The organism is Xanthomonas sp. WHRI 7064 (assembly GCF_040202355.2).
Taxonomy (GTDB): Bacteria; Pseudomonadota; Gammaproteobacteria; order Xanthomonadales; family Xanthomonadaceae; genus Xanthomonas; species Xanthomonas arboricola.
Genome location: NZ_CP167821.1, coordinates 2,637,498 through 2,655,077, shown reverse-complemented (window position 1 = coordinate 2,655,077; position 17,580 = coordinate 2,637,498). Strand labels below are relative to the sequence as shown.

16 protein-coding genes and 1 tRNA gene are annotated in these 17,580 nt (G+C 67.2%); 3 read left to right on the top strand and 14 right to left on the bottom strand.

From position 1 onward, the window contains the following. Positions 1 to 33: 33 nt before the first annotated feature. Positions 34 to 1,947, top strand: coding sequence for a CocE/NonD family hydrolase (locus ABQY74_RS11445; RefSeq protein ID WP_104622754.1), 1,914 nt, complete (start codon positions 34 to 36; stop codon positions 1,945 to 1,947). On the opposite strand, the gene ABQY74_RS11440 is transcribed toward ABQY74_RS11445, so the two are convergent. The 5 genes from ABQY74_RS11440 to ABQY74_RS11420 all read right to left on the bottom strand — a co-directional run bounded on the left by ABQY74_RS11440 (position 1,928) and on the right by ABQY74_RS11420 (position 6,408). After that, positions 1,928 to 3,154, bottom strand: a complete 1,227-nt coding sequence (locus ABQY74_RS11440) for an MFS transporter (protein WP_039516030.1) — start codon at positions 3,152 to 3,154, stop codon at positions 1,928 to 1,930. The genes ABQY74_RS11445 and ABQY74_RS11440 overlap by 20 nt on opposite strands. A 123-nt stretch (positions 3,155 to 3,277) precedes the next feature. Next, positions 3,278 to 3,354: transfer RNA gene (locus tag ABQY74_RS11435), tRNA-Pro, on the bottom strand. Between the two features lie 60 nt (positions 3,355 to 3,414). After that, positions 3,415 to 3,525, bottom strand: coding sequence for a cytochrome bd-I oxidase subunit CydX (gene cydX, locus ABQY74_RS11430; protein WP_024939993.1), 111 nt, complete (start codon positions 3,523 to 3,525; stop codon positions 3,415 to 3,417). Positions 3,526 to 3,617: 92 nt separating this feature from the next. Continuing rightward, entirely contained in the window at positions 3,618 to 4,769 is a 1,152-nt protein-coding gene (gene cydB / locus ABQY74_RS11425) for a cytochrome d ubiquinol oxidase subunit II (RefSeq protein WP_039526994.1), read from the bottom strand. A 16-nt stretch (positions 4,770 to 4,785) separates the two neighbouring features. Continuing rightward, a complete protein-coding gene (locus ABQY74_RS11420; protein ID WP_104623076.1) occupies positions 4,786 to 6,408 on the bottom strand; it encodes a cytochrome ubiquinol oxidase subunit I in 1,623 nt (540 codons plus the stop codon). Between the two features lie 148 nt (positions 6,409 to 6,556). Between ABQY74_RS11420 and cydD the strand changes: the two genes are divergently transcribed. Together cydD and cydC are read left to right on the top strand one after the other, a co-directional pair. After that, positions 6,557 to 8,302, top strand: a complete 1,746-nt coding sequence (gene cydD / locus ABQY74_RS11415) for a thiol reductant ABC exporter subunit CydD (RefSeq protein ID WP_104644436.1) — start codon at positions 6,557 to 6,559, stop codon at positions 8,300 to 8,302. Further along, positions 8,299 to 9,975, top strand: a complete 1,677-nt coding sequence (gene cydC / locus ABQY74_RS11410) for a thiol reductant ABC exporter subunit CydC (protein WP_104573435.1) — start codon at positions 8,299 to 8,301, stop codon at positions 9,973 to 9,975. Before cydD ends, cydC begins: the two co-directional genes overlap by 4 nt. 57 nt (positions 9,976 to 10,032) lie before the next feature. Here the strand turns inward: cydC and ABQY74_RS11405 are convergent, their stop codons facing one another. The 9 genes from ABQY74_RS11405 to ccmC all read right to left on the bottom strand — a co-directional run bounded on the left by ABQY74_RS11405 (position 10,033) and on the right by ccmC (position 17,567). Continuing rightward, a complete protein-coding gene (locus tag ABQY74_RS11405; protein WP_104573434.1) occupies positions 10,033 to 10,455 on the bottom strand; it encodes a DUF1294 domain-containing protein in 423 nt (140 codons plus the stop codon). Beyond that, positions 10,449 to 11,651 (bottom strand): homoserine O-acetyltransferase, encoded by a 1,203-nt coding sequence (locus ABQY74_RS11400; RefSeq protein WP_104573433.1) that lies wholly within the window; start codon positions 11,649 to 11,651, stop codon positions 10,449 to 10,451. Before ABQY74_RS11400 ends, ABQY74_RS11405 begins: the two co-directional genes overlap by 7 nt. A 381-nt stretch (positions 11,652 to 12,032) precedes the next feature. Further along, complete coding sequence (locus tag ABQY74_RS11395; RefSeq protein ID WP_184229274.1) at positions 12,033 to 13,046, bottom strand: tetratricopeptide repeat protein; 1,014 nt, start codon at positions 13,044 to 13,046, stop codon at positions 12,033 to 12,035. Beyond that, the gene (locus tag ABQY74_RS11390) at positions 13,046 to 13,480 is read right to left on the bottom strand and encodes a cytochrome c-type biogenesis protein (RefSeq protein ID WP_024939985.1); all 435 of its coding nucleotides are present in this window, start codon (positions 13,478 to 13,480) and stop codon (positions 13,046 to 13,048) included. Before ABQY74_RS11390 ends, ABQY74_RS11395 begins: the two co-directional genes overlap by 1 nt. Continuing rightward, positions 13,477 to 14,079, bottom strand: a complete 603-nt coding sequence (locus ABQY74_RS11385; protein ID WP_024939984.1) for a DsbE family thiol:disulfide interchange protein — start codon at positions 14,077 to 14,079, stop codon at positions 13,477 to 13,479. The genes ABQY74_RS11390 and ABQY74_RS11385 overlap by 4 nt, the downstream gene beginning before the upstream one ends. After that, a complete protein-coding gene (locus ABQY74_RS11380; protein ID WP_102256662.1) occupies positions 14,072 to 16,009 on the bottom strand; it encodes a heme lyase CcmF/NrfE family subunit in 1,938 nt (645 codons plus the stop codon). The genes ABQY74_RS11385 and ABQY74_RS11380 overlap by 8 nt, the downstream gene beginning before the upstream one ends. 171 nt (positions 16,010 to 16,180) lie before the next feature. Continuing rightward, positions 16,181 to 16,651 (bottom strand): cytochrome c maturation protein CcmE, encoded by a 471-nt coding sequence (gene ccmE / locus ABQY74_RS11375; RefSeq protein WP_102581588.1) that lies wholly within the window; start codon positions 16,649 to 16,651, stop codon positions 16,181 to 16,183. Continuing rightward, positions 16,648 to 16,818, bottom strand: a complete 171-nt coding sequence (locus ABQY74_RS11370; protein ID WP_024939981.1) for a heme exporter protein CcmD — start codon at positions 16,816 to 16,818, stop codon at positions 16,648 to 16,650. Before ABQY74_RS11370 ends, ccmE begins: the two co-directional genes overlap by 4 nt. Continuing rightward, the gene (gene ccmC, locus ABQY74_RS11365) at positions 16,815 to 17,567 is read right to left on the bottom strand and encodes a heme ABC transporter permease CcmC (protein ID WP_024939980.1); all 753 of its coding nucleotides are present in this window, start codon (positions 17,565 to 17,567) and stop codon (positions 16,815 to 16,817) included. The genes ABQY74_RS11370 and ccmC overlap by 4 nt, the downstream gene beginning before the upstream one ends. Between the last annotated feature and the right edge of the window lie 13 nt (positions 17,568 to 17,580).

The window sequence follows — 17,580 nt, the reverse complement described above, 5'->3', positions numbered from 1 at the left end:
CGACGACTGCCCCCGCACGTTCCGGAGTCGTCGATGCGCCGTTTTGCCGCCTGCCTGCTCGCCACCGCCATTGCCGCCGCCACCGGCAGCGCGCTGGCGCAAACCTCGCCGATGACGCCGGACATCACCGGCAAGCCGTTCGTGGCAGGGGATGCCGCCAACGACTACATCAAGCGCGAGGTGATGATTCCGATGCGCGACGGGGTCAAGCTGCATACGGTGATCGTGCTGCCCAAGGGCGCGCGCAATGCGCCGATGGTGCTGACGCGCACGCCGTACAACGCCAGCGGCCGCACCGAGCGCATGGCCTCGCCGCATATGAAGGACCTGCTCGCACAGGGCGACGACGTGTTCGTCGAAGGCGGCTATATCCGCGTGATCCAGGACGTGCGCGGCAAGTATGGTTCAGAAGGCGATTACGTGATGACCCGGCCGCTGCGCGGTGCGCTCAATCCCAGCGAGGTCGACCATGCCACTGATGCCTGGGACACCATTGACTGGCTGGTGAAAAACGTCAAGGAATCCAACGGCAAGGTCGGCATGATCGGCTCGTCCTACGAAGGCTTCACCGTGGTGATGGCGTTGACCAACCCGCACCCAGCGCTCAAGGTTGCGGTGCCGGAAAGTCCGATGATCGACGGCTGGATGGGCGACGACTGGTTCAACTACGGTGCGTTCCGCCAGGTCAATTTCGACTATTTCACCGGCCAGCTCACCCAGCGCGGCAAGGGCAGCGGCATCGCGCGCCAGGGCCATGACGACTACAGCAACCTGCTGCGCGCCGGCTCGGCCGGCGATTTCGCCAGGGCCGCCGGTCTGGAGCAACTGCCGTGGTGGCACAAGCTCACCGAACACGCCGCCTACGATACGTTCTGGCAGGAGCAGGCGCTGGACAAGGTGATGGCGCGCACTCCGCTCAAGGTGCCGACCATGTGGTTGCAGGGGCTGTGGGACCAGGAGGACATGTGGGGCGCCATCCATAGTTACGCGGCGATGGAGCCGCGCGACAAGGGCAATACGCTCAACTATCTGGTGATGGGGCCGTGGCGGCACAGCCAGGTCAACTACGACGGCAGCGCGCTGGGCGCATTGAATTTCGACGGTGATACCGCGCGCCAGTTCCGCCACGACGTGCTGCGCCCGTTCTTCGATCAATACCTGGTCGATGGCGCGCCCAAGGCGAGTACGCCGCCGGTGTTCATCTACAACACCGGAGAGAATCACTGGGACCGTCTGCAGGCCTGGCCGCGCAGCTGCGCCAAGGGCTGTGCGTCGAGCAGCAAACCGCTGTACCTGCAGGCCGGCGGCAAGCTGTCGTTCCAGCGGCCGGCGGCAGGCCAGCCGGGTTTCGAGGAGTACGTGGCCGACCCGGCCAAGCCGGTACCGTTCGTGCCGCGCCCGGTGGACTTCGGTGATCGCAGCATGTGGACCACCTGGCTGGTGCAGGACCAGCGCTTCGTCGACGGCCGCCCGGACGTGCTGACCTTCGTCACCGAGCCGCTGACCGAACCCCTGCAGATCGCCGGCGCACCGGAAGTGCATCTGCAGGCCTCCACCAGCGGCAGCGACAGCGACTGGGTGGTGAAACTGATCGACGTGTATCCGGACGAGATGGCGTCCAGTCCCAAGATGGGCGGCTACGAGCTGCCGGTGTCGCTGGCGATCTTCCGCGGCCGCTATCGCGAGAGTTTCAGCACGCCCAAGCCGCTGGCGTCCAATCAGCCGCTGGCGTTCCAGTTCGGCCTGCCGACCGCCAACCACACCTTCCAGCCGGGGCATCGGGTGATGGTGCAGGTGCAGTCCAGCCTGTTTCCGCTGTACGACCGCAATCCGCAGACCTACGTGGACAACATCTTCTTCGCCAAGCCCGGCGATTATCGAAAGGCCACCCAGCGCGTCTATGTGAGCCCCGAGCAGCCCAGCTACATCAGTCTGCCGGTACGTTAACCGCGCGGGCGCCGCGTGGCGGCGGCGCCCAGACGTCTTCCAGCAACTGCGGGCGGCAGGCCACCCAGGCGGCGGCCAGTTGCACCAGGATGCAGATCACCAGGAAGACGAACGGCGAGGTCCAGCCGCCGTGGTGCGCGTGCAGCCAGCCGAACAGGAACGGCCCGAGGCAGCTCACCGCATAGCCCATGCCCTGCGAGAACCCGGACAGGGCCGCCGAGCCGGCTGCGGTGCGGCTGCGTTGATTGACCAGCACCAATGCCAGCGGGAACGTGCTCGGCCCCAGGCCGAGCAGGGTCACCCACAGGATCGGCGCGGCCAGCGGCGCCCACCACAGCCCGGCAAACGCGACCAGATGGCAGGCCGCGCACAGCAGCACGATCGGAAACGGGTTGCGCATGCGGACCGCCAGCGCCGGCATGGTCAAGGCACCAACCATGCCCAGTGCCGCGAACAGCGCCACCATGGTGCCGCCGAACGCGGGCGAGGCGCCGGCTTCGCGCAGCAGCGTCGGCAACCAGGTGAACATCGAATAGGTGACCAGCGAGGTCATGCCGAAGGTCACCGCCATGCTCCAGCCCAGGGCGGTGCGTGCCACGCGGCCCTCGGCCTCGGGCGTGGGCGTGACCGGTGCCGGCCCGGTCGCGCGGATGCGGCGGTGGCTGGTGTGCACCATGGCCCAGGCCGCCAATGCCAGCAGTGCCGGCAACACCCACACCACCATCGAGCTGCGCCAGCCCAGCGCATCGGCCACCGGTACCGCCAGCAGTGCCGGCAGCAAGGTGCCGACCTGCAGCACGGTGATGTAGAGCGTACTGACGCCGCCGACGCGATCGCCGAAATAGCGCTTCACCAGCGGCGGCAACACCACGTTGCCCATGCCCATGCCGGCCAGCGCCACCAGCGAACCGATCAGCAGTCCGGCAGTGCCCGGCAGCAGCGGGCGCAACACCAGGCCGACAGTGGCCAATGCCATCGACAGCAGTGCCGTGCGCAGCAGGCCGAAGCGGCGCAGCAAGGCCGGCGTGGCCACACCGGTCAGTGCGAATGCAGCCGTCGGCAACATGCCGAGCGCACCCATGGTGGGCGCGCCGAATGCGTACTCGTCGGCAATGCGTTCCAGCAGCGGCGTCAACGACGTCACCGCGGTACGCAAGTTGAAGGCGGACAACAAAATGGCAGCCAGCACCAAGCCGCGACCACGCAACCGGGCGGACGGGGAGGCAGCGGCAATGACAACAGACATGACAGACCATCCGCACTGCGCGCATGCATGCGCTAGCGCCTGAAAACACAAAACCGGCACGAGGCCGGTTTTGTGTTTTGAAACTGGTCGGGGAGACAGGATTCGAACCTGCGACCTCTACGTCCCGAACGTAGCGCTCTACCAGACTGAGCTACACCCCGAAGGAGCCGCGTATGTTACATAGGGAATGCGGAATCGGCAAGCATCTAGCGAAAATAATTTTACTGATGCGGTTGGCCACGCTCCGGCTCGCGTGCTTCGAACCACATGCCGTTGAGCACGGCCGCCAGTGCGGCCAGACCGGTGCCGAGGATCCAGGCGAAGTACCACATTGTCGTTCTCCTTGAGTCGTTGAAGCAGGTGCGAGGTTGAGGCCTGCTGCGAGCGCGATGCAGCTGTGCATCGCAACGCGCAGCGGGCATGCTCAGTAGGCGTTTGGATTGGCCGAGAGTTCGTCTGCCGTGACCTTGCCCTTGAGTACGCGATAGACCCAGCTTGTGTAGGCCAGCACGATCGGCATGAACAGCGTGGTCGCCAGCAGCATGATCCACAGCGTCAGGCGGCTGCTGGAGGCATCCCACAGCGTCAGGCTTGCGCTCGGTGCGGTGGACGAGGGCAACAGGAACGGGAACAACGCAAAGCCGACGGTAAAGACGATGCCGACGATGGCGCAGCCCGAGGCGATGAACGCCAGGCCGCCGCGACGCACACGCAACAGCAGCGCATTCATCGCCAGCCCGACCAGGCCGATCAGCGGTGCCATCAGTGTGGCCGGCATGCTGCTGTAGTTGTGCAGCCAGCCGCCGGCCGCGGTGAGTGCGGCGGTCTTGCCGAGCGGATTGGTCGGCGCATCGGTGGCCAATAGCGAAGTCACTGCATAGCCCGGCAGACCCAGCGCCACCCATGCACCGGCGGCGGCAAACAACGCCACCGCGCAAAGCGCGGCGATGCTGCCGAAACGCGCTGCACGCTCGGCCACCGGTCCGTCGGTCTTGAGTACCAGCATCGCCGCGCCGTGCGCCATCAACATCGCCACGCTGAGCAGGCCGGCGAGCAGCGCGAACGGCGTCAGCAGCCCGAACAGATTGCCGGTATAGAACGTGCGCATGCTGGCGTCGAAGTGGAACGGCACGCCGAGCAGCACATTGCCGACCGCCACGCCCATGATCAGCGCCGGAATGCAGCCGCCGACGAACAACGCCCAGTCCCAGTTGCTGCGCCAGCGCTGGTCGGCCAGCTTGCCGCGGAACTTGAACCCGACCGGGCGCAGGATCAGTGCGAACAGGATCAGGAACATCGCCAGATAGAACCCGGAAAAACTCACCGCATACAACGGCGGGAATGCGGCGAAGATCGCGCCGCCGCCCAGGATCAGCCAGACCTGGCTGCCTTCCCAGACCGGGCCGATGGTGTTGATCACCAGCCTGCGTTCGGCATCGTTGCGGGCGACCAGCGGCAGCAGCGTGCTGACGCCCAGATCGAAGCCGCCCATCACCGCGTAGCCGGACAGCAATACGCCGAGCAACAGCCACCAGATCACGCGCAATGTTGTGTAGTCGAGCAAGATGAAATCCATGGTTGTCTCTCCTGGCTTACGGTGCGCCGCCGGCCAGCGCGCCGGTGCTCAATGGGGCGTCGGGTGAGGACGTGTGGGGCGAGCTGCCGTGTGGCGACGGGGTGCGTTGGCTCGGTGGAAACAGCGCATCCGGGCCCTTGCGGATGGTCTTCAGCGACAGCTTGATCGCGATCACCAGCAGCGTGGTGTACAGCGCGGTGAAGCCGACCAGGGTCAACACGATTTCGTACAGATCCAGTCCCGAGGCGGCGTAGAAGGTCGGCAGCACGCCTTCCACCGCCCACGGCTGGCGGCCGTATTCGGCCACGAACCAACCGCACTCGATCGCGATCCACGGCAGCGGCAGACTCCACAGCGCCAGGGTCAGGAACCAGCGTTTTTCCTGGAAGTTGTGCTTGCAGGCGAACCAGAACGCGATGGCGAAGAAGGCGATCAGGTAGATGCCGATGGCGGCCATGATGCGGAAGGTCCAGAACAGCGGCAGCACCCGCGGCACGGTGTCCATCGCGGCCTGGGCGATCTGCTGCGGCGTGGCATTGCCGATATCGTCGCGGTAGCGCTTGAGCAGCAGGCCATGGCCCAGATCCTGCCAATGCGCATCGAAGACCTTGCGCGCTTCGGCATCGTCCTTGTTGGCGCGGATGCGTTGCAGCGCGCCGTAGGCGATCTGGCCGCCGCGGATGCGATGCTCGGCACGGCCGACCAGTTCCAGGATGCCGGGGATCGGCTGGTCCAGCGAACGTGTGGCGATCAAACCCATCAGGTACGGGATCTTGACCGCGTAGTCGTTGCGATGGGTCTGCTGGTTGGGAATGCCGAATGCGGTGAAGTCGGCCGGCGCGGCTTCGGTTTCCCACATCGCCTCGATCGCCGCCAACTTCATCTTCTGGTGTTCGTTGGCGGCATAGCCGCTCTCGTCGCCGAGCACCACCACCGACAGCGAGGACAACAGGCCGAACGCGGCAGCCACCGCGAACGAACGCCGCGCCATCTCCACATGGGTGCCGCGCAGCAGATAGAACGCGCTGATCGCCATCACGAACACCGCGCCGAGCACGTAGCCGGCGCTGACGGTGTGCACGAACTTGGCCTGTGCCACCGGGTTGAACAGCACCGCCATGAAATCGACCACTTCCATGCGCATGGTGTCCGGGTTGAACACCGCGCCGGTCGGGTTCTGCATCCAGCCGTTGGCGATCAGGATCCACAGTGCCGAGAAGTTGCTGCCCAGCGCCACCAGCCAGGTGGTGGCCAGGTGCTGCACCTTGCTCAGCCGGTTCCAGCCGAGAAAGAACAGGCCCAGGAAGGTCGCTTCCAGAAAGAACGCCATCAGGCCTTCGATCGCCAGCGGCGCACCGAAGATGTCGCCGACGTAATGGCTGTAGTACGACCAGTTCATGCCGAACTCGAATTCCATCACGATGCCGGTGCCCACGCCCATGGCGAAGTTGATGCCGAACAGCACGCCCCAGAACATGGTCATGCGCCGCCAGATGTCCTTGCCGGTCATCACATAGACGCTTTCCATGATGCCGAGCAGGAACGACAGGCCCATGGTCAGCGGCGGAAAGATGAAGTGGTACATCGCGGTGACTGCGAACTGCAGCCGCGACAGTTCAACAACTGTCGAGTCGATCATGGCGGGTGGGCCTGGTTGGGTGTCGATGAAGGAATGCAGCCGATCATCTGCGCTTGCCGCGACACGCGCGTTGATCCAGATCAATGCCGAGGCGGGCGGGTGCGGCACAATGCGCAGCCCGTAGCGGGAAGTGGCGACTTACAATCGCTTGCAACACGATGTCTTCCTTGAGAGCGATGTGAGCCAGCCCAGCGTGCGAGCCAGCGAAACGCCAGCCCAGCGCCGTCAACGCGGCCAATGGCTGGATGCACTGGCGGCCCCGGCCACGCGTGCGCGGCGCCTGGCCGGCGTGGCGGTGGCGGTGTCGGGCGTGCTGCTGCTGGCGCAGGCGGCGGCGATCGCGTGGTTGCTGCAGGCGGTGCTGGTGCAGCATCTGGCGCTGGCGCAGTTGCGTGACGTGGGGGCGGGGCTGGTCTGTGCGCTGGTCGGGCGCGCGCTGCTCAATGCCTGGGCGCAGTCGCTGACCGGCGAGGTGGCCGATGTGGCCAGGCGCGAATTGCGTGCCCGCATCGCGCGCCGCCTGGTGCAGCATGGGCCGGTGTGGCTGCGCCGGCAGCGCAGCGGCGAACTGGGCGAATTGAGCCTGGCGCATACCGATGCGCTGGAGGGTTACTTCGTCGGCTACCAGCTCGCACGCACCGAGATGCTGCTGGTGCCGCCGCTGATCCTGATCGCGGTGTTTTCGGTCGACTGGGTGGTGGGCCTGGTGCTGCTGCTGACCGCACCGCTGATTCCGTTTTTCATGATGCTGGTGGGCTGGGGCGCCGAAGCCGCCGGGCGCGACCAGCTGAGCGAGCTGGCGCGGATGGGCGGGCACTTTGCCGATCGCCTCAAGGGCCTGGGCCTGCTGCGCGTGTATGGCCGCGGCGAGGCCGAGTTGAGCGGCATTGCCGCGGCGGCCGAAGGCGTGCGCGAGCGTTCGCTCAAGGTGCTGCGCATCGCCTTCCTGTCGTCTACGGTGCTGGAATTCTTCGCCTCGGTGAGCGTGGCGATCGTGGCGCTGTACTTCGGCCTGACCTATCTGGGCATGCTGGATCTGCACGGCTTGCCGACGCTGGGCGCGGGCATGTTCTGCCTGCTGCTGGCGCCGGAATTCTTTGCGCCGTTGCGGCGGCTGGCGGCGCATTACCACGACCGTGCCAATGCGCTGGCGGCGGTGGCCGAAGCCGAGCGCCTGCTGGAAGGATTTGCGCCGCCATCGGCAACGCCACCGGTGACGGTGCCGCCCTTGCGCGCACTGGAACCGGCCCAGGCACACGCCCCGCTGCTGCAGGCGCGCGATCTCGCGCTACGGCCGCCGGGCGCACCGCACACGGTGGTCGCGCATTTTTCGCTGACCTTGCAGCCCGGGCAGCGCGTGGCGGTGATCGGTGCCAGCGGCAGCGGCAAGAGCACTTTGCTGGAGGGCCTGGCTGGCTGGCTGGCGCCGGAGGCCGGCAGCGTGGTGCTGCGGCCGGGGACCCGCATCGGCTATGCCACGCAGCGGCCGTATCTGTTTCACGGCAGCATCGCCGACAACCTGCGCCTGGCCGATCCGCAGGCCGGCGCTGCGCGCCTGCACGCGGTGGCCGACGCCGCACAGGTGTTGCGCTTTGCCGCGCAGCTGCCTGCGGGCCTGGACACGCAGATCGGCGAACGCGGCTTCGGGTTGTCCGGTGGCGAAGCACGGCGCGTGGCCCTGGCGCGGCTGTTGCTGCGCGAGCCGGACCTGTTGCTGCTGGACGAACCCACTGCCTTCCTTGATCCGGATACCGAAGCGGAGTTGCTGCGCACCCTGGGTGTGTTCGCACGCGGTCGCGCGGTGGTGCTGGCCACGCACAGCGCCGCAGTGATGCGCTGGGCCGACACGGTGATCGACCTGCGCGGCGCCACCGTCGCAGCGGAGCTGCCATGAACGACACACAGCCCGACCGTCTGCGCGATGTGTTTCGCCGGCATGCCTGGCGCCTGCTGCTGTCGGCGCTGTTGGTGCTGGTCACCATGCTGGCCGGCGTGGGCCTGCTCGGCCTGTCCGGCAGTTTCCTGACCGCCGCCGCCTTGGCCGGTGTCGCCGGCATGGGCAGCGGCTTCAATTTCTTTTCGCCCTCGGCCGGCATTCGCGCGCTGACCTTCGCGCGTATCGTCTCGCGTTATGGCGAAAAATTGATCGGCCACGACGCCACGCTGCGCATCGCCCGCGATCTGCGCGTGTGGTTCTTCCGCCGCGCGTTGCCGCTGGCGCCGGGCCGCCTGTCGGCCACGCGTACCGGCGATCTGCTGGCGCGGCTGATGTCCGACATCGGCGAAGTCGATGGCGTGAGCGTGCGCGCGTTGGCACCCTTGAGCGCATTGCTCGGCATCTGGGTGGCTGGCGTGGTGGCAGCGGCGCTGATCTATCCGCCGGCTGGCGTGTTGCTGGTGGTGCTGGGCGTGGTCATCGGCGGTGTGGTGCCGTGGCAGGTGGCGCGCGGCGGTGCGCAGCGCGAACAGCTGCGCGCCCGGCAACGCACCGCCTTGCGCACGCAGGCGTTCGAGGGGCTGGAAGGTGCGGCCGATCTCGCTGCGGTGGATGCGCAAGGTGCCTGGCTGCATCAGGTCGATGCAACAGCGGCGGCGGTTGTCGATGGCGATCGCCTGCAACGCCGTCGCCTGATCGGCGGCAATCTGCTGCATGCGGTCTGCGGCGGTATTGGTCTGGCCGGCATGTTGTGGCTTGGGTTGAGCGCGGCAGAACGCGGATTGATTGCTGCGGAAATGGCGGCCGGGCTGGTGTTCCTGACCATGGCATTGCTGGAGGTCTGGGCCGGCGCCGGGCTCGCCTTGCAGGCGCTGCAGAGCGCGCGCGTTGCGGCCAGGCGCTTGCAGTCCATCGTCGACCAGGCGCCGTCGGTCGTCGATCCGTCGCAGCCAGTGGATGCGCCACGCAGCGGCACGCTGCGCCTGCAGCAGGTCAGTTTTGCGTGGCCGGGCAGTGGACGCCCGCTGCTGCAGGCGCTCGATCTGAGCCTGGCGCCTGGCGAGCGCATCGCCATCAGCGGCGACAGCGGCAGCGGCAAGAGCAGCTTGTCCGCAGTGCTGTTGCGGCTGTGGGACCCGCAGGCCGGGCAGGTGAGCTACGCCGATATCGACCTGTGCCACTTCGCGCAGGCGCAATGGCATCAACGCATCGCCTGGCTGCCGCAGAATGCCCCGGTGTTTGCCGGCACGGTGCGCGACAACCTGCTCATCGGCGACGTCGGCGCAGGCGATGCGGCCATGTGGAACGCGCTGGACCAGGTGCGCCTGCGCGCCTGGGCCACCGCGCAGAACGGCCTGGACACCTGGGTCGGCGAAAACGGCGCCACGCTCTCGGCCGGCCAGGCGCGCCGGCTGGCGCTGGCGCGCGCCTTGCTGCGCGAGGCGCCGATCCTGCTGCTGGACGAACCCACCGACGGCCTGGATGTGGATACCGCGCACGCCTTGCTGCTGGATCTATCGGCCGCGCTGGGCGAACGCAGCCTGGTGATGATCACCCACGACAGCGTGCCCGATGGCGTGGTACAGCGACGCTATCGCCTGCGGGCCGGTGCGCTGGAGCCGTTGGCCTGAGGATGCTGTTGCCGGTTTGCACTGACCGGTTGCGCCCATGTATCACGCAGGCGCCGCTCACCCCAGCAATGCGTGGAGTGCTGCCATCAGCGCAGGTTGGCGGCATGCCCAATACAAGGCGGCGACGTTCGCTACGACAGTGATCCAGAACCGCAGCTGGAAGGCTGCCTTGCTGGATTTATGCCGGAACAGCGCCTGCGCCAGCATCGCGCCCGGCCAGCCGCCGAGCAGTGCGATGAGGTGCAGGGTGGCTTCCGGTGTGCGTTGCCGGCCGCGTTGGGCTGCGCTCTTGTCGAGCCGGTAGACCAGCATCGCCAGCATGCTTGCAGCCGCGTACCACAGCGTCAGCAGCGCCGGCAGGCGACCTGCAACCACCATCGCGGTCATGCCGATCAGGAACAGCAGCGCCAGCGTCTTGCGCGGCTGGCTCTGCTGCCGTGACGGACCACGCCGCGGTTGCGCAGGTCTGGAAATCAGCAAGCGTCCAGGAAGTTGCGTACCGCCGGCCCGAAGCGTGCGAAATCGACCAGGAAGGCATCGTGGCCTTGTGGTGAATCCAGGCCGATGAAGTCTGCCTCGGCACCGCCGGCGCGCAGGCCTTCGGCGATCTGTTCCTGTTGCTGCACGGGGAACAGGATGTCGGTGTTGGCACCGATCGCCAGCGCCCGCGCGATACGGATCTGCGCCAGGCCGGCCAGCACCGTGGCGTCGGTCGAGATGCCCGTGTCCGGCCTGGCGGCGACAGCGGCGTTGTCGGCTTGCGTGTCATCGACAGGCGCGTCGATGGCCGGGCTGTCGTCGACATACTCGGCCAGGTCGAACCAATCCATCGAGCGGCTCAGATACAGATAGCAGTTGGGATCGAAGAAGCGCACGAAGCGGCGCGCATGGCCTTCCAGATAACTTTCGACCTGGAATTCCAGGCCGAACGGATCGTCGGCGGCCTGTTCGGAATCCAGTCGCACGCGGCCGAAACGGCCGTCCCATTCCAATGCCGAGCGGTAGGTGATCACGCCGAGTTTGCGCGCCATGCGCATGCCCGATTCCGGGTAACGTGTGTCGTCGTAATGGCCGCCGTTCCAGTGCGGATCCAGGCGGATGGCTTCGCGCTGCAGCGAGCGGATCGCGATCGAGAACGGCAGCGCCTGCGCACTGCCGGAGATATTGATATGGCTGCGCGCGATGCCGGGGTGGCGCAGCAACAATGCTAGTGCGGTCATACCGCCCATCGAGTTGCCGATCAGGCAGGCCAGTTGTTCGATGCCCAACGCGCGCACCACGTCGGCTGCGGCATCGGCCACATCTTCGATCGACAGTTCCGGGAAACCCAGGCGATACCGCGTGCCGGTGGCAGGGTCGATCGACGCCGGGCCGGTCGAGCCCTTGCAACTGCCCAGGGAATTGACGCAGACCACGAACCAGCGTTCGGTATCGATCGGCTTGCCAGGCCCGAGCATTGCTTCCCACCAGCCCGGCTCGGGATTGGCCTGATTTGCCGCGGCATGCGCATTCGGCGACAGACCAGTGACGATCAACACCGCATTGCTGCGATCGGCTGCCAGCGTGCCCCAGGTTTCGTAGGCGACACGCGCCTGCATCAGCAGGCCACCGCGCTTCATCGGAAACGGCGAGGGCAGCGCGTGGAATAGCGTGCCGGGGGGAATGAATTCAGTCATGCGGCAATTCTATCTGCCAGGGCAGGTGCCGGGGGGCAGGATGGGATTCGGGAATGGGGATTCGGGAATTGGGAATCGGTTTGAGTCGTTGCTCTGTGTGATGCCACTCTGCAGAGCGGCGGATCTGCGGTTTGGTTGCAGGGTCCTTGCCCTCGATGTTGCGAGTTTGCTGCAGGGCCCTTGCCCGCCCACCGTCGCAGGACACGCCGCAAGTACGTCCTTGTAGGCTCTTACGCGGCATCCATGCCGCGTAAGGTCCCGCGACGGTGGGCGGGCAAGGACCAGTGGAGATGTTGGGTGTGCATGGTTTTTAACACCGCGGCCGACTCACTCCGGTGCGGCGTCATCGTTGATTGCGTCGCGTCGACACGTGGCGGGCAATCAGCGACCGATTACCAGCTCCACCGGCGCGGCAGTGGGCAGTTCCACCATCAACGGCACGCTTTCGACGTCATCGGCCTGGCGCATTGCGTTGCCGCTGCGCGATAGCCGTGCCAGCACCTGCACGGTGTCCAGCGACGACAGCCGGCGCGTCGGCATCGGGCTGTCGCCGTCGTCCAGGGTGATGGTCAACGGCAGCTCGCGCAGCGCGTGTTTTTCCACCGCCACCGGCATCGGCGTGTCGGCGGCGCGCGCAATCACGAAGACGCTGGTGTCGCCCGGCAACCCGGCGCGTTTGGCGAACTCGGCATCCAGCGTCACGCGTACCTGGATGCGTTTGCCGCTGGCTGCATCGGCGGCAGGCGTAGCCGGCGTCTGGATCGGCGCCAGCCTGGCTTCCTGGCGCGCGGCGTTGATCTGTTCCAGCAGGCCGGGGCGGGTAGAGGCATCCACCACGCGCAGCAACGGCTCCCAGGTCTCGCTGGCCTTGGCCGGCTGACCGGCCTGGCGCTGCACCACGCCCAGGAACCAGCGTGCGCGTTGATGGTCCGGTTGCACCGCCAGCGCATGTTCCAGCAGGCGCATGGCCTGCGGATCCGGGCGCCCGCTGTCGTCGGCGAGCATGCGCGACTGCGCGGCAGCTACCAGCACATCCGGCTCGTCCGGACGCAGCGCGACCGCGCGCGCAAACGCATCGCGCGCTTCGGTGAATTTCTGTTGGCTGGACAGCGAGCGTCCCAGCAATACCCAGCCTTCGGCCTGATCGGGATTGCGCGCCAATGCGGCGCGCAGTTGCACGATGGCCTCATCCAGCGAGCGTGGCGTGGCCGGCCGCTCGGCCGGCGCCTGAATCGCGCTCGGCGTACCGACCAGCCAGTACAGCGCCGCGCTCGCCGCCAGCAGCAACACCGCGATGCTGGCGGTCAGCCCGCGCGCTTCGCGCCACAGCGGCCGCAGCGCCACGCCGAAGACGAGCAGGGTCAGCACCACCACCGCACTGACGAAGCCGACCATCACCACTCCTGCTCATCGGCGGGCAGGGCGGGCGCAGCCACGCTGCGTCGGCGCACCAGCAGCACAATGGCGCCAGCACCCAGCAGCAACACCAGCAGCGGGCCGAACCACAGCAGCCAGGTGCGCGATTCCACGCGCGGGCGGTACAGCACGAACTCGCCATAGCGCGCGACCAGGAACTGGCGGATCTGCGCATCGCTGCGGCCTGCGTGCATCAGCGCCAGCACTTCGCGGCGCAGGTCCTGGGCGATCTGCGCATTGGAGTCGGCCAGCGACTGGTTCTGGCACTGCACGCAGCGCAGCTCGGCGGTGAGCGCATGGAAGCGCGCTTCTTCTTCGGCCGAGGCATAGCGCAGCGGCGCCGGGTCGCCGACCGGCTGGGCCAGCGCCAGCCAGGGCAACAGCAGCAGCGTCAGCAGCCATGCGCGCATCATTGCTTGGCGTGCAGGTCCGGAGCGGCACTGGGCGAGCGCTCGATCTTGCTCAGCACCGGAATCAGCTGCGTGTCGATGATGGATTGGGTGAGCATGCCGCTGTACTTCCAGCGCACCACGCCGCGCCCGTCGACCAGAAAGGTCTCCGGTGCCGCAGCGATGCCGAAGTCGATCGCGGTACGGCCGTCTTTGTCGGCGACCACCAGCAGGTAGGGGTTGCCCAGCTGTTCGAGCCAGCGCAGCGCATCGTTGCGCTCGTCCTTCCAGTTGTAGCCGATCACGCGCACGCGCTTGGTCAGCGCAAAGCGGCTCAGCACCGGGTGCTCCTCGCGGCAGGCCGGGCACCAGCTGCCCCACACGTTGATGATGTACGGCGCGCCGCGCAGTTCGCGCGCATGCACCACGATGCTGGGGTCGTGCAGCAGCGGCAGCGCGAACTCCGGCGCCGGCTTGCCGATCAGCGCAGAGGGCAGGGCATCGCGATCGTCCTGACCGGAGCGCACCACCGCATAGACCAGCAGCGCTGCCAGCGCGAGCAGCAGCACGATGGCACCCACCAGAACCGCAGTAGGCAGGCGGGGTGAACGTGACTCAACCATCTTGGATCTCCGGGGAACGACGAAAACGCCGGTCGGCCGCGGTGACTAGGCCGCCAAGCGCCATCAGCAGCGCCCCTAGCCAGATCCAGCGGACGAACGGTTTGAGGTGGACGCGGACCGCCCAGGCCTGATTGCCCAGGGGTTCGCCAAGCGCGACATACAGGTCGCCAAAAGGGCCGGGACGGATCGCCGCCTCGGTCAAGGTCTGCCCGCCGCTGGCGTAGCGGCGTTTTTCCGCATGCAGCAGGCCGACCGGCGCATCGTCCTTGAACACCTGCAGATTGGCACGGTCGGAGACGTAATTGGGCCCGCGCAGCTCTTCGACATTATCGAAGTGCAGCGCGTAGCGGCCGATCTGCATCTGCTGCCCGGGCGCCAGTGCGACCTCGCGCTGCAGGCTCAGTGATTCCACCAGCAACGCACCGGCCAGGAACACCGCCACGCCCAGGTGCGCCAGCAGCATGCCCAGCATTTCGGCAGTGAGCTTGCGGCCTTTGGCCGCGCGCCGCGTCCACAGGAAGCGCAGCGTGCCCAGCAGCACCCAGGCCGCGCCGGCCACGCCGAGTGCCGCTTTCCACTGGCCCTGCGGCGCGGCGAACCAGGCCAGCACGCCTGCGGCAACCGCCAAGCCTGCCCACGGTGCGAGCATCGCCAGCGGACGCGAGGCCTGCTCGCGCTGCCAGCGGGTCAGCGGGCCGAACGGCAACAGCGCCACCAGCGGCGCCATCAGTACTACGAACAAGGTGCCGAAGTAGGGCGGCCCCACCGACAGCTTGCCCAGACCCAAGGCGTCGGCCAGCAGCGGATACAGCGTGCCCAGCAACACCATCGCGCAGGCACAGGCGAGCAGCAGGTTGTTCAACAGCAGCAAGGTTTCGCGCGAGCTGCCGGCGAACGCGCGGCGCGGGTCATCGACCAGCGACAGGCGCGGCGCACGCAACGCGTACAGCAGCAGCGAACCACCGACCACCGCCAGCAGGAACACCAGGATGAACAGGCCGCGCGACGGGTCGGCCGCAAACGCATGCACGCTGGTCAGCACGCCCGAGCGCACCAGGAAGGTGCCTAGCAACGACAGCGAAAAGGCGGCGATCGCCAGCAGCAAGGTCCAGCTGGCGAAGCTACCGCGCTTTTCGGTGACCGCCTGGGAATGCAGCAGGGCGGTGCCCACCAGCCACGGCATGAAACTGGCGTTTTCCACCGGGTCCCAGAACCACCAGCCGCCCCAGCCCAGCTCGTAATACGCCCACCAGCTGCCGAGCGCGATGCCGACGGTGAGCATGGCCCAGGCCACGTTGGTCCATGGCCGCGTCCAGCGCAGCCAGCGCGCATCCATGCGGCCTTCCAGCAACGCGGCGATAGCGAAGGCGAACGGCACCGCAAAGCCGACATAGCCGCAATACAGCATCGGCGGATGGATGATCAGCCCCGGGTCCTGCAACAGCGGATTCAGGTCGGCGCCTTCCAGCGGCACCGGCAACAAGCGCGCGAACGGATTGGAGGTGAACAGCAAAAACGCCAGGAAGCCGATGCTGACCAGCGCCATCACCCCGAGCACGCGCGCCACCACCTGCGCGGGCAACTGCCGCGACCACAGCGCCACTGCCCCGGTCCACAGCGCCAGCACCAGCGTCCATAGCAGCAATGAGCCCTCGTGCGCACCCCACACCGCCGAATAGCGATACATCACCGGCAGCAAACTGTTGGAATTCTCGGCGACATAGCGCACCGAAAAATCCTGCACCAGAAAGGCATGCGTCAGCAGCGCGAAGGCCGCTGCGATCAGGCCCAGCTGCAGCAACGCGGCCGGCCGCGCGACCGCCATCCAGCTGCTGCGCCCACGCTGCGCACCGGCCAGCGGTAGCGCGGCCTGCACCAGGGCCACCAGCAAGGCCAGAATCAGCAGGAAGGTGCCGAGCTCAGGCAGCATCGGGTTGGCGCGTTGGCGGGCATGCAGTGGTGCGACGCTTGCCGGCGCAATGCAGGGGCGTCATCCGGGCATCGTCTGCATGCGCCTGCCCAGGCATCGCGACATCGTCGGCCACGCAAGCGAGCTGCAAGCGATCACAGCGCAGCAAGGCGAACGTTTTGACCCCTGCCATCAACGCAGCGCTCCGGCCTGGTCTGCGGCCGCCGGCACGTCATGCTTGCGGTGCGCGCTGCCCATCTTGTCGGCGACTTCCTTCGGCATATAGGTCTCGTCGTGCTTGGCCAGCACATCTTCGGCAACGAAGACGCCATTCTGCATGCGCCCGGTTGCCACCACCGCCTGGCCTTCGCGAAACAGGTCCGGCAGGATGCGGTCGTAACGCACCGGCAACTGTGCATCGCCATCGGTGACCCGGAACCGCGCTTCCAGCGAACCGGACGCACGTTGGAACGAGCCTTTCTCCACCATGCCGCCGAGCCGGAAGCGCGCATGCTCGCCGGCGTCGCCGCGCAGCACTTCCGACGGTGTGTACAGGTAGGCCACATTGCGCTGCAGTGCCATCGCCACCAGCGCGGTCGCCAGGCCACCGGCCAGCACCAGCGCGATCACCAGCCAGATCCGGCGGCGCCGTTGCAGGTTCACCGGATCAGCTCCGCATCGCTGGGCACCGCGCGCTTGCGCTCGCGCAAACGCCGCGCCTGCGCGATCTTCAACGCGCGGCGCAGCTGCCAGCGGCCGGCGATCAGGTCCCACAGCAGCACCAGCACGAATACCGCGTAGGCGGCGATGACGTAGGGCAGGTAGCTCATGCCGCGCCCTCCGGCGCATCGTGCACGATCCAGGCCTTGCCAGCCTCGCGGCGCAGGTTGTCGGCGCGCGCACGCGTCAGCAGCGAACCGGCGAACCAGAACTTGGTGCCGATCACCATCAGCCACAGCGGCAGCAGCATGCTGGCATCGATGCTGGAGGGGCCGAGCAGGCGGATGCTCTGGCCCTGATGCAGCGAGTTCCACCACACCACCGAATAGCGGATCACCGGCAGCAGCGCCACGCCGACGATCGCCAGCAAGGCGGCCGCGCGCGCGGCCTGACGGCGATCGTCGATGGCCTGGTACAGACCGATCACGCCCAGATACAGGAACAGCAGGATCAGCTCGGTGGTCAGGCGCGGGTCCCAATCCCACCAGGCGCCCCACATCGGCTTGCCCCAGATGCTGCCGGTCAGCAGGGTGATCACGGTGAACGCCGCGCCGATCGGCGCGCAGGCCATGGCCAGGATTTCGCAGATCTTGATGCGCCAGATCAGCGCGATCGCCGCGTACACCGCCATCAGCCCGAACACGAACAGGCTCATCCACGCGCTCGGCACATGGATATACAGAATGCGGAAGCTATCGCCCTGCTGGTAGTCGGCCGGGACCGCAAACAAGGCCTGCCAGATGCCCACGCCCAGCAACACCGCGGCCAGCGCGTAGCACCACGGCGCCCAGCGCGCAGTGAAACGGTCGAAGATCGGAGGCGAGGCGAGTTGGTGGAACCAGCGGGCGACGACGTTCATGCGATGGCAGCAG

Coding starts and splice junctions, on each gene's coding strand:
- ABQY74_RS11445 (WP_104622754.1), top strand. CDS start 34: ATGCGCCGTTTTGCCGCCTGCCTGCTCGCCACCGCCATTGCCGCCGCC.
- cydX (WP_024939993.1), bottom strand. CDS start 3,525: ATGTGGTACTTCGCCTGGATCCTCGGCACCGGTCTGGCCGCACTGGCG.
- cydB (WP_039526994.1), bottom strand. CDS start 4,769: ATGGATTTCATCTTGCTCGACTACACAACATTGCGCGTGATCTGGTGG.
- ABQY74_RS11420 (WP_104623076.1), bottom strand. CDS start 6,408: ATGATCGACTCGACAGTTGTTGAACTGTCGCGGCTGCAGTTCGCAGTC.
- cydC (WP_104573435.1), top strand. CDS start 8,299: ATGAACGACACACAGCCCGACCGTCTGCGCGATGTGTTTCGCCGGCAT.
- ABQY74_RS11400 (WP_104573433.1), bottom strand. CDS start 11,651: ATGACTGAATTCATTCCCCCCGGCACGCTATTCCACGCGCTGCCCTCG.
- ABQY74_RS11395 (WP_184229274.1), bottom strand. CDS start 13,046: ATGGTCGGCTTCGTCAGTGCGGTGGTGGTGCTGACCCTGCTCGTCTTC.
- ABQY74_RS11390 (WP_024939985.1), bottom strand. CDS start 13,480: ATGATGCGCGCATGGCTGCTGACGCTGCTGCTGTTGCCCTGGCTGGCG.
- ABQY74_RS11385 (WP_024939984.1), bottom strand. CDS start 14,079: ATGGTTGAGTCACGTTCACCCCGCCTGCCTACTGCGGTTCTGGTGGGT.
- ABQY74_RS11380 (WP_102256662.1), bottom strand. CDS start 16,009: ATGCTGCCTGAGCTCGGCACCTTCCTGCTGATTCTGGCCTTGCTGGTG.
- ABQY74_RS11370 (WP_024939981.1), bottom strand. CDS start 16,818: ATGAGCTACCTGCCCTACGTCATCGCCGCCTACGCGGTATTCGTGCTG.
- ccmC (WP_024939980.1), bottom strand. CDS start 17,567: ATGAACGTCGTCGCCCGCTGGTTCCACCAACTCGCCTCGCCTCCGATC.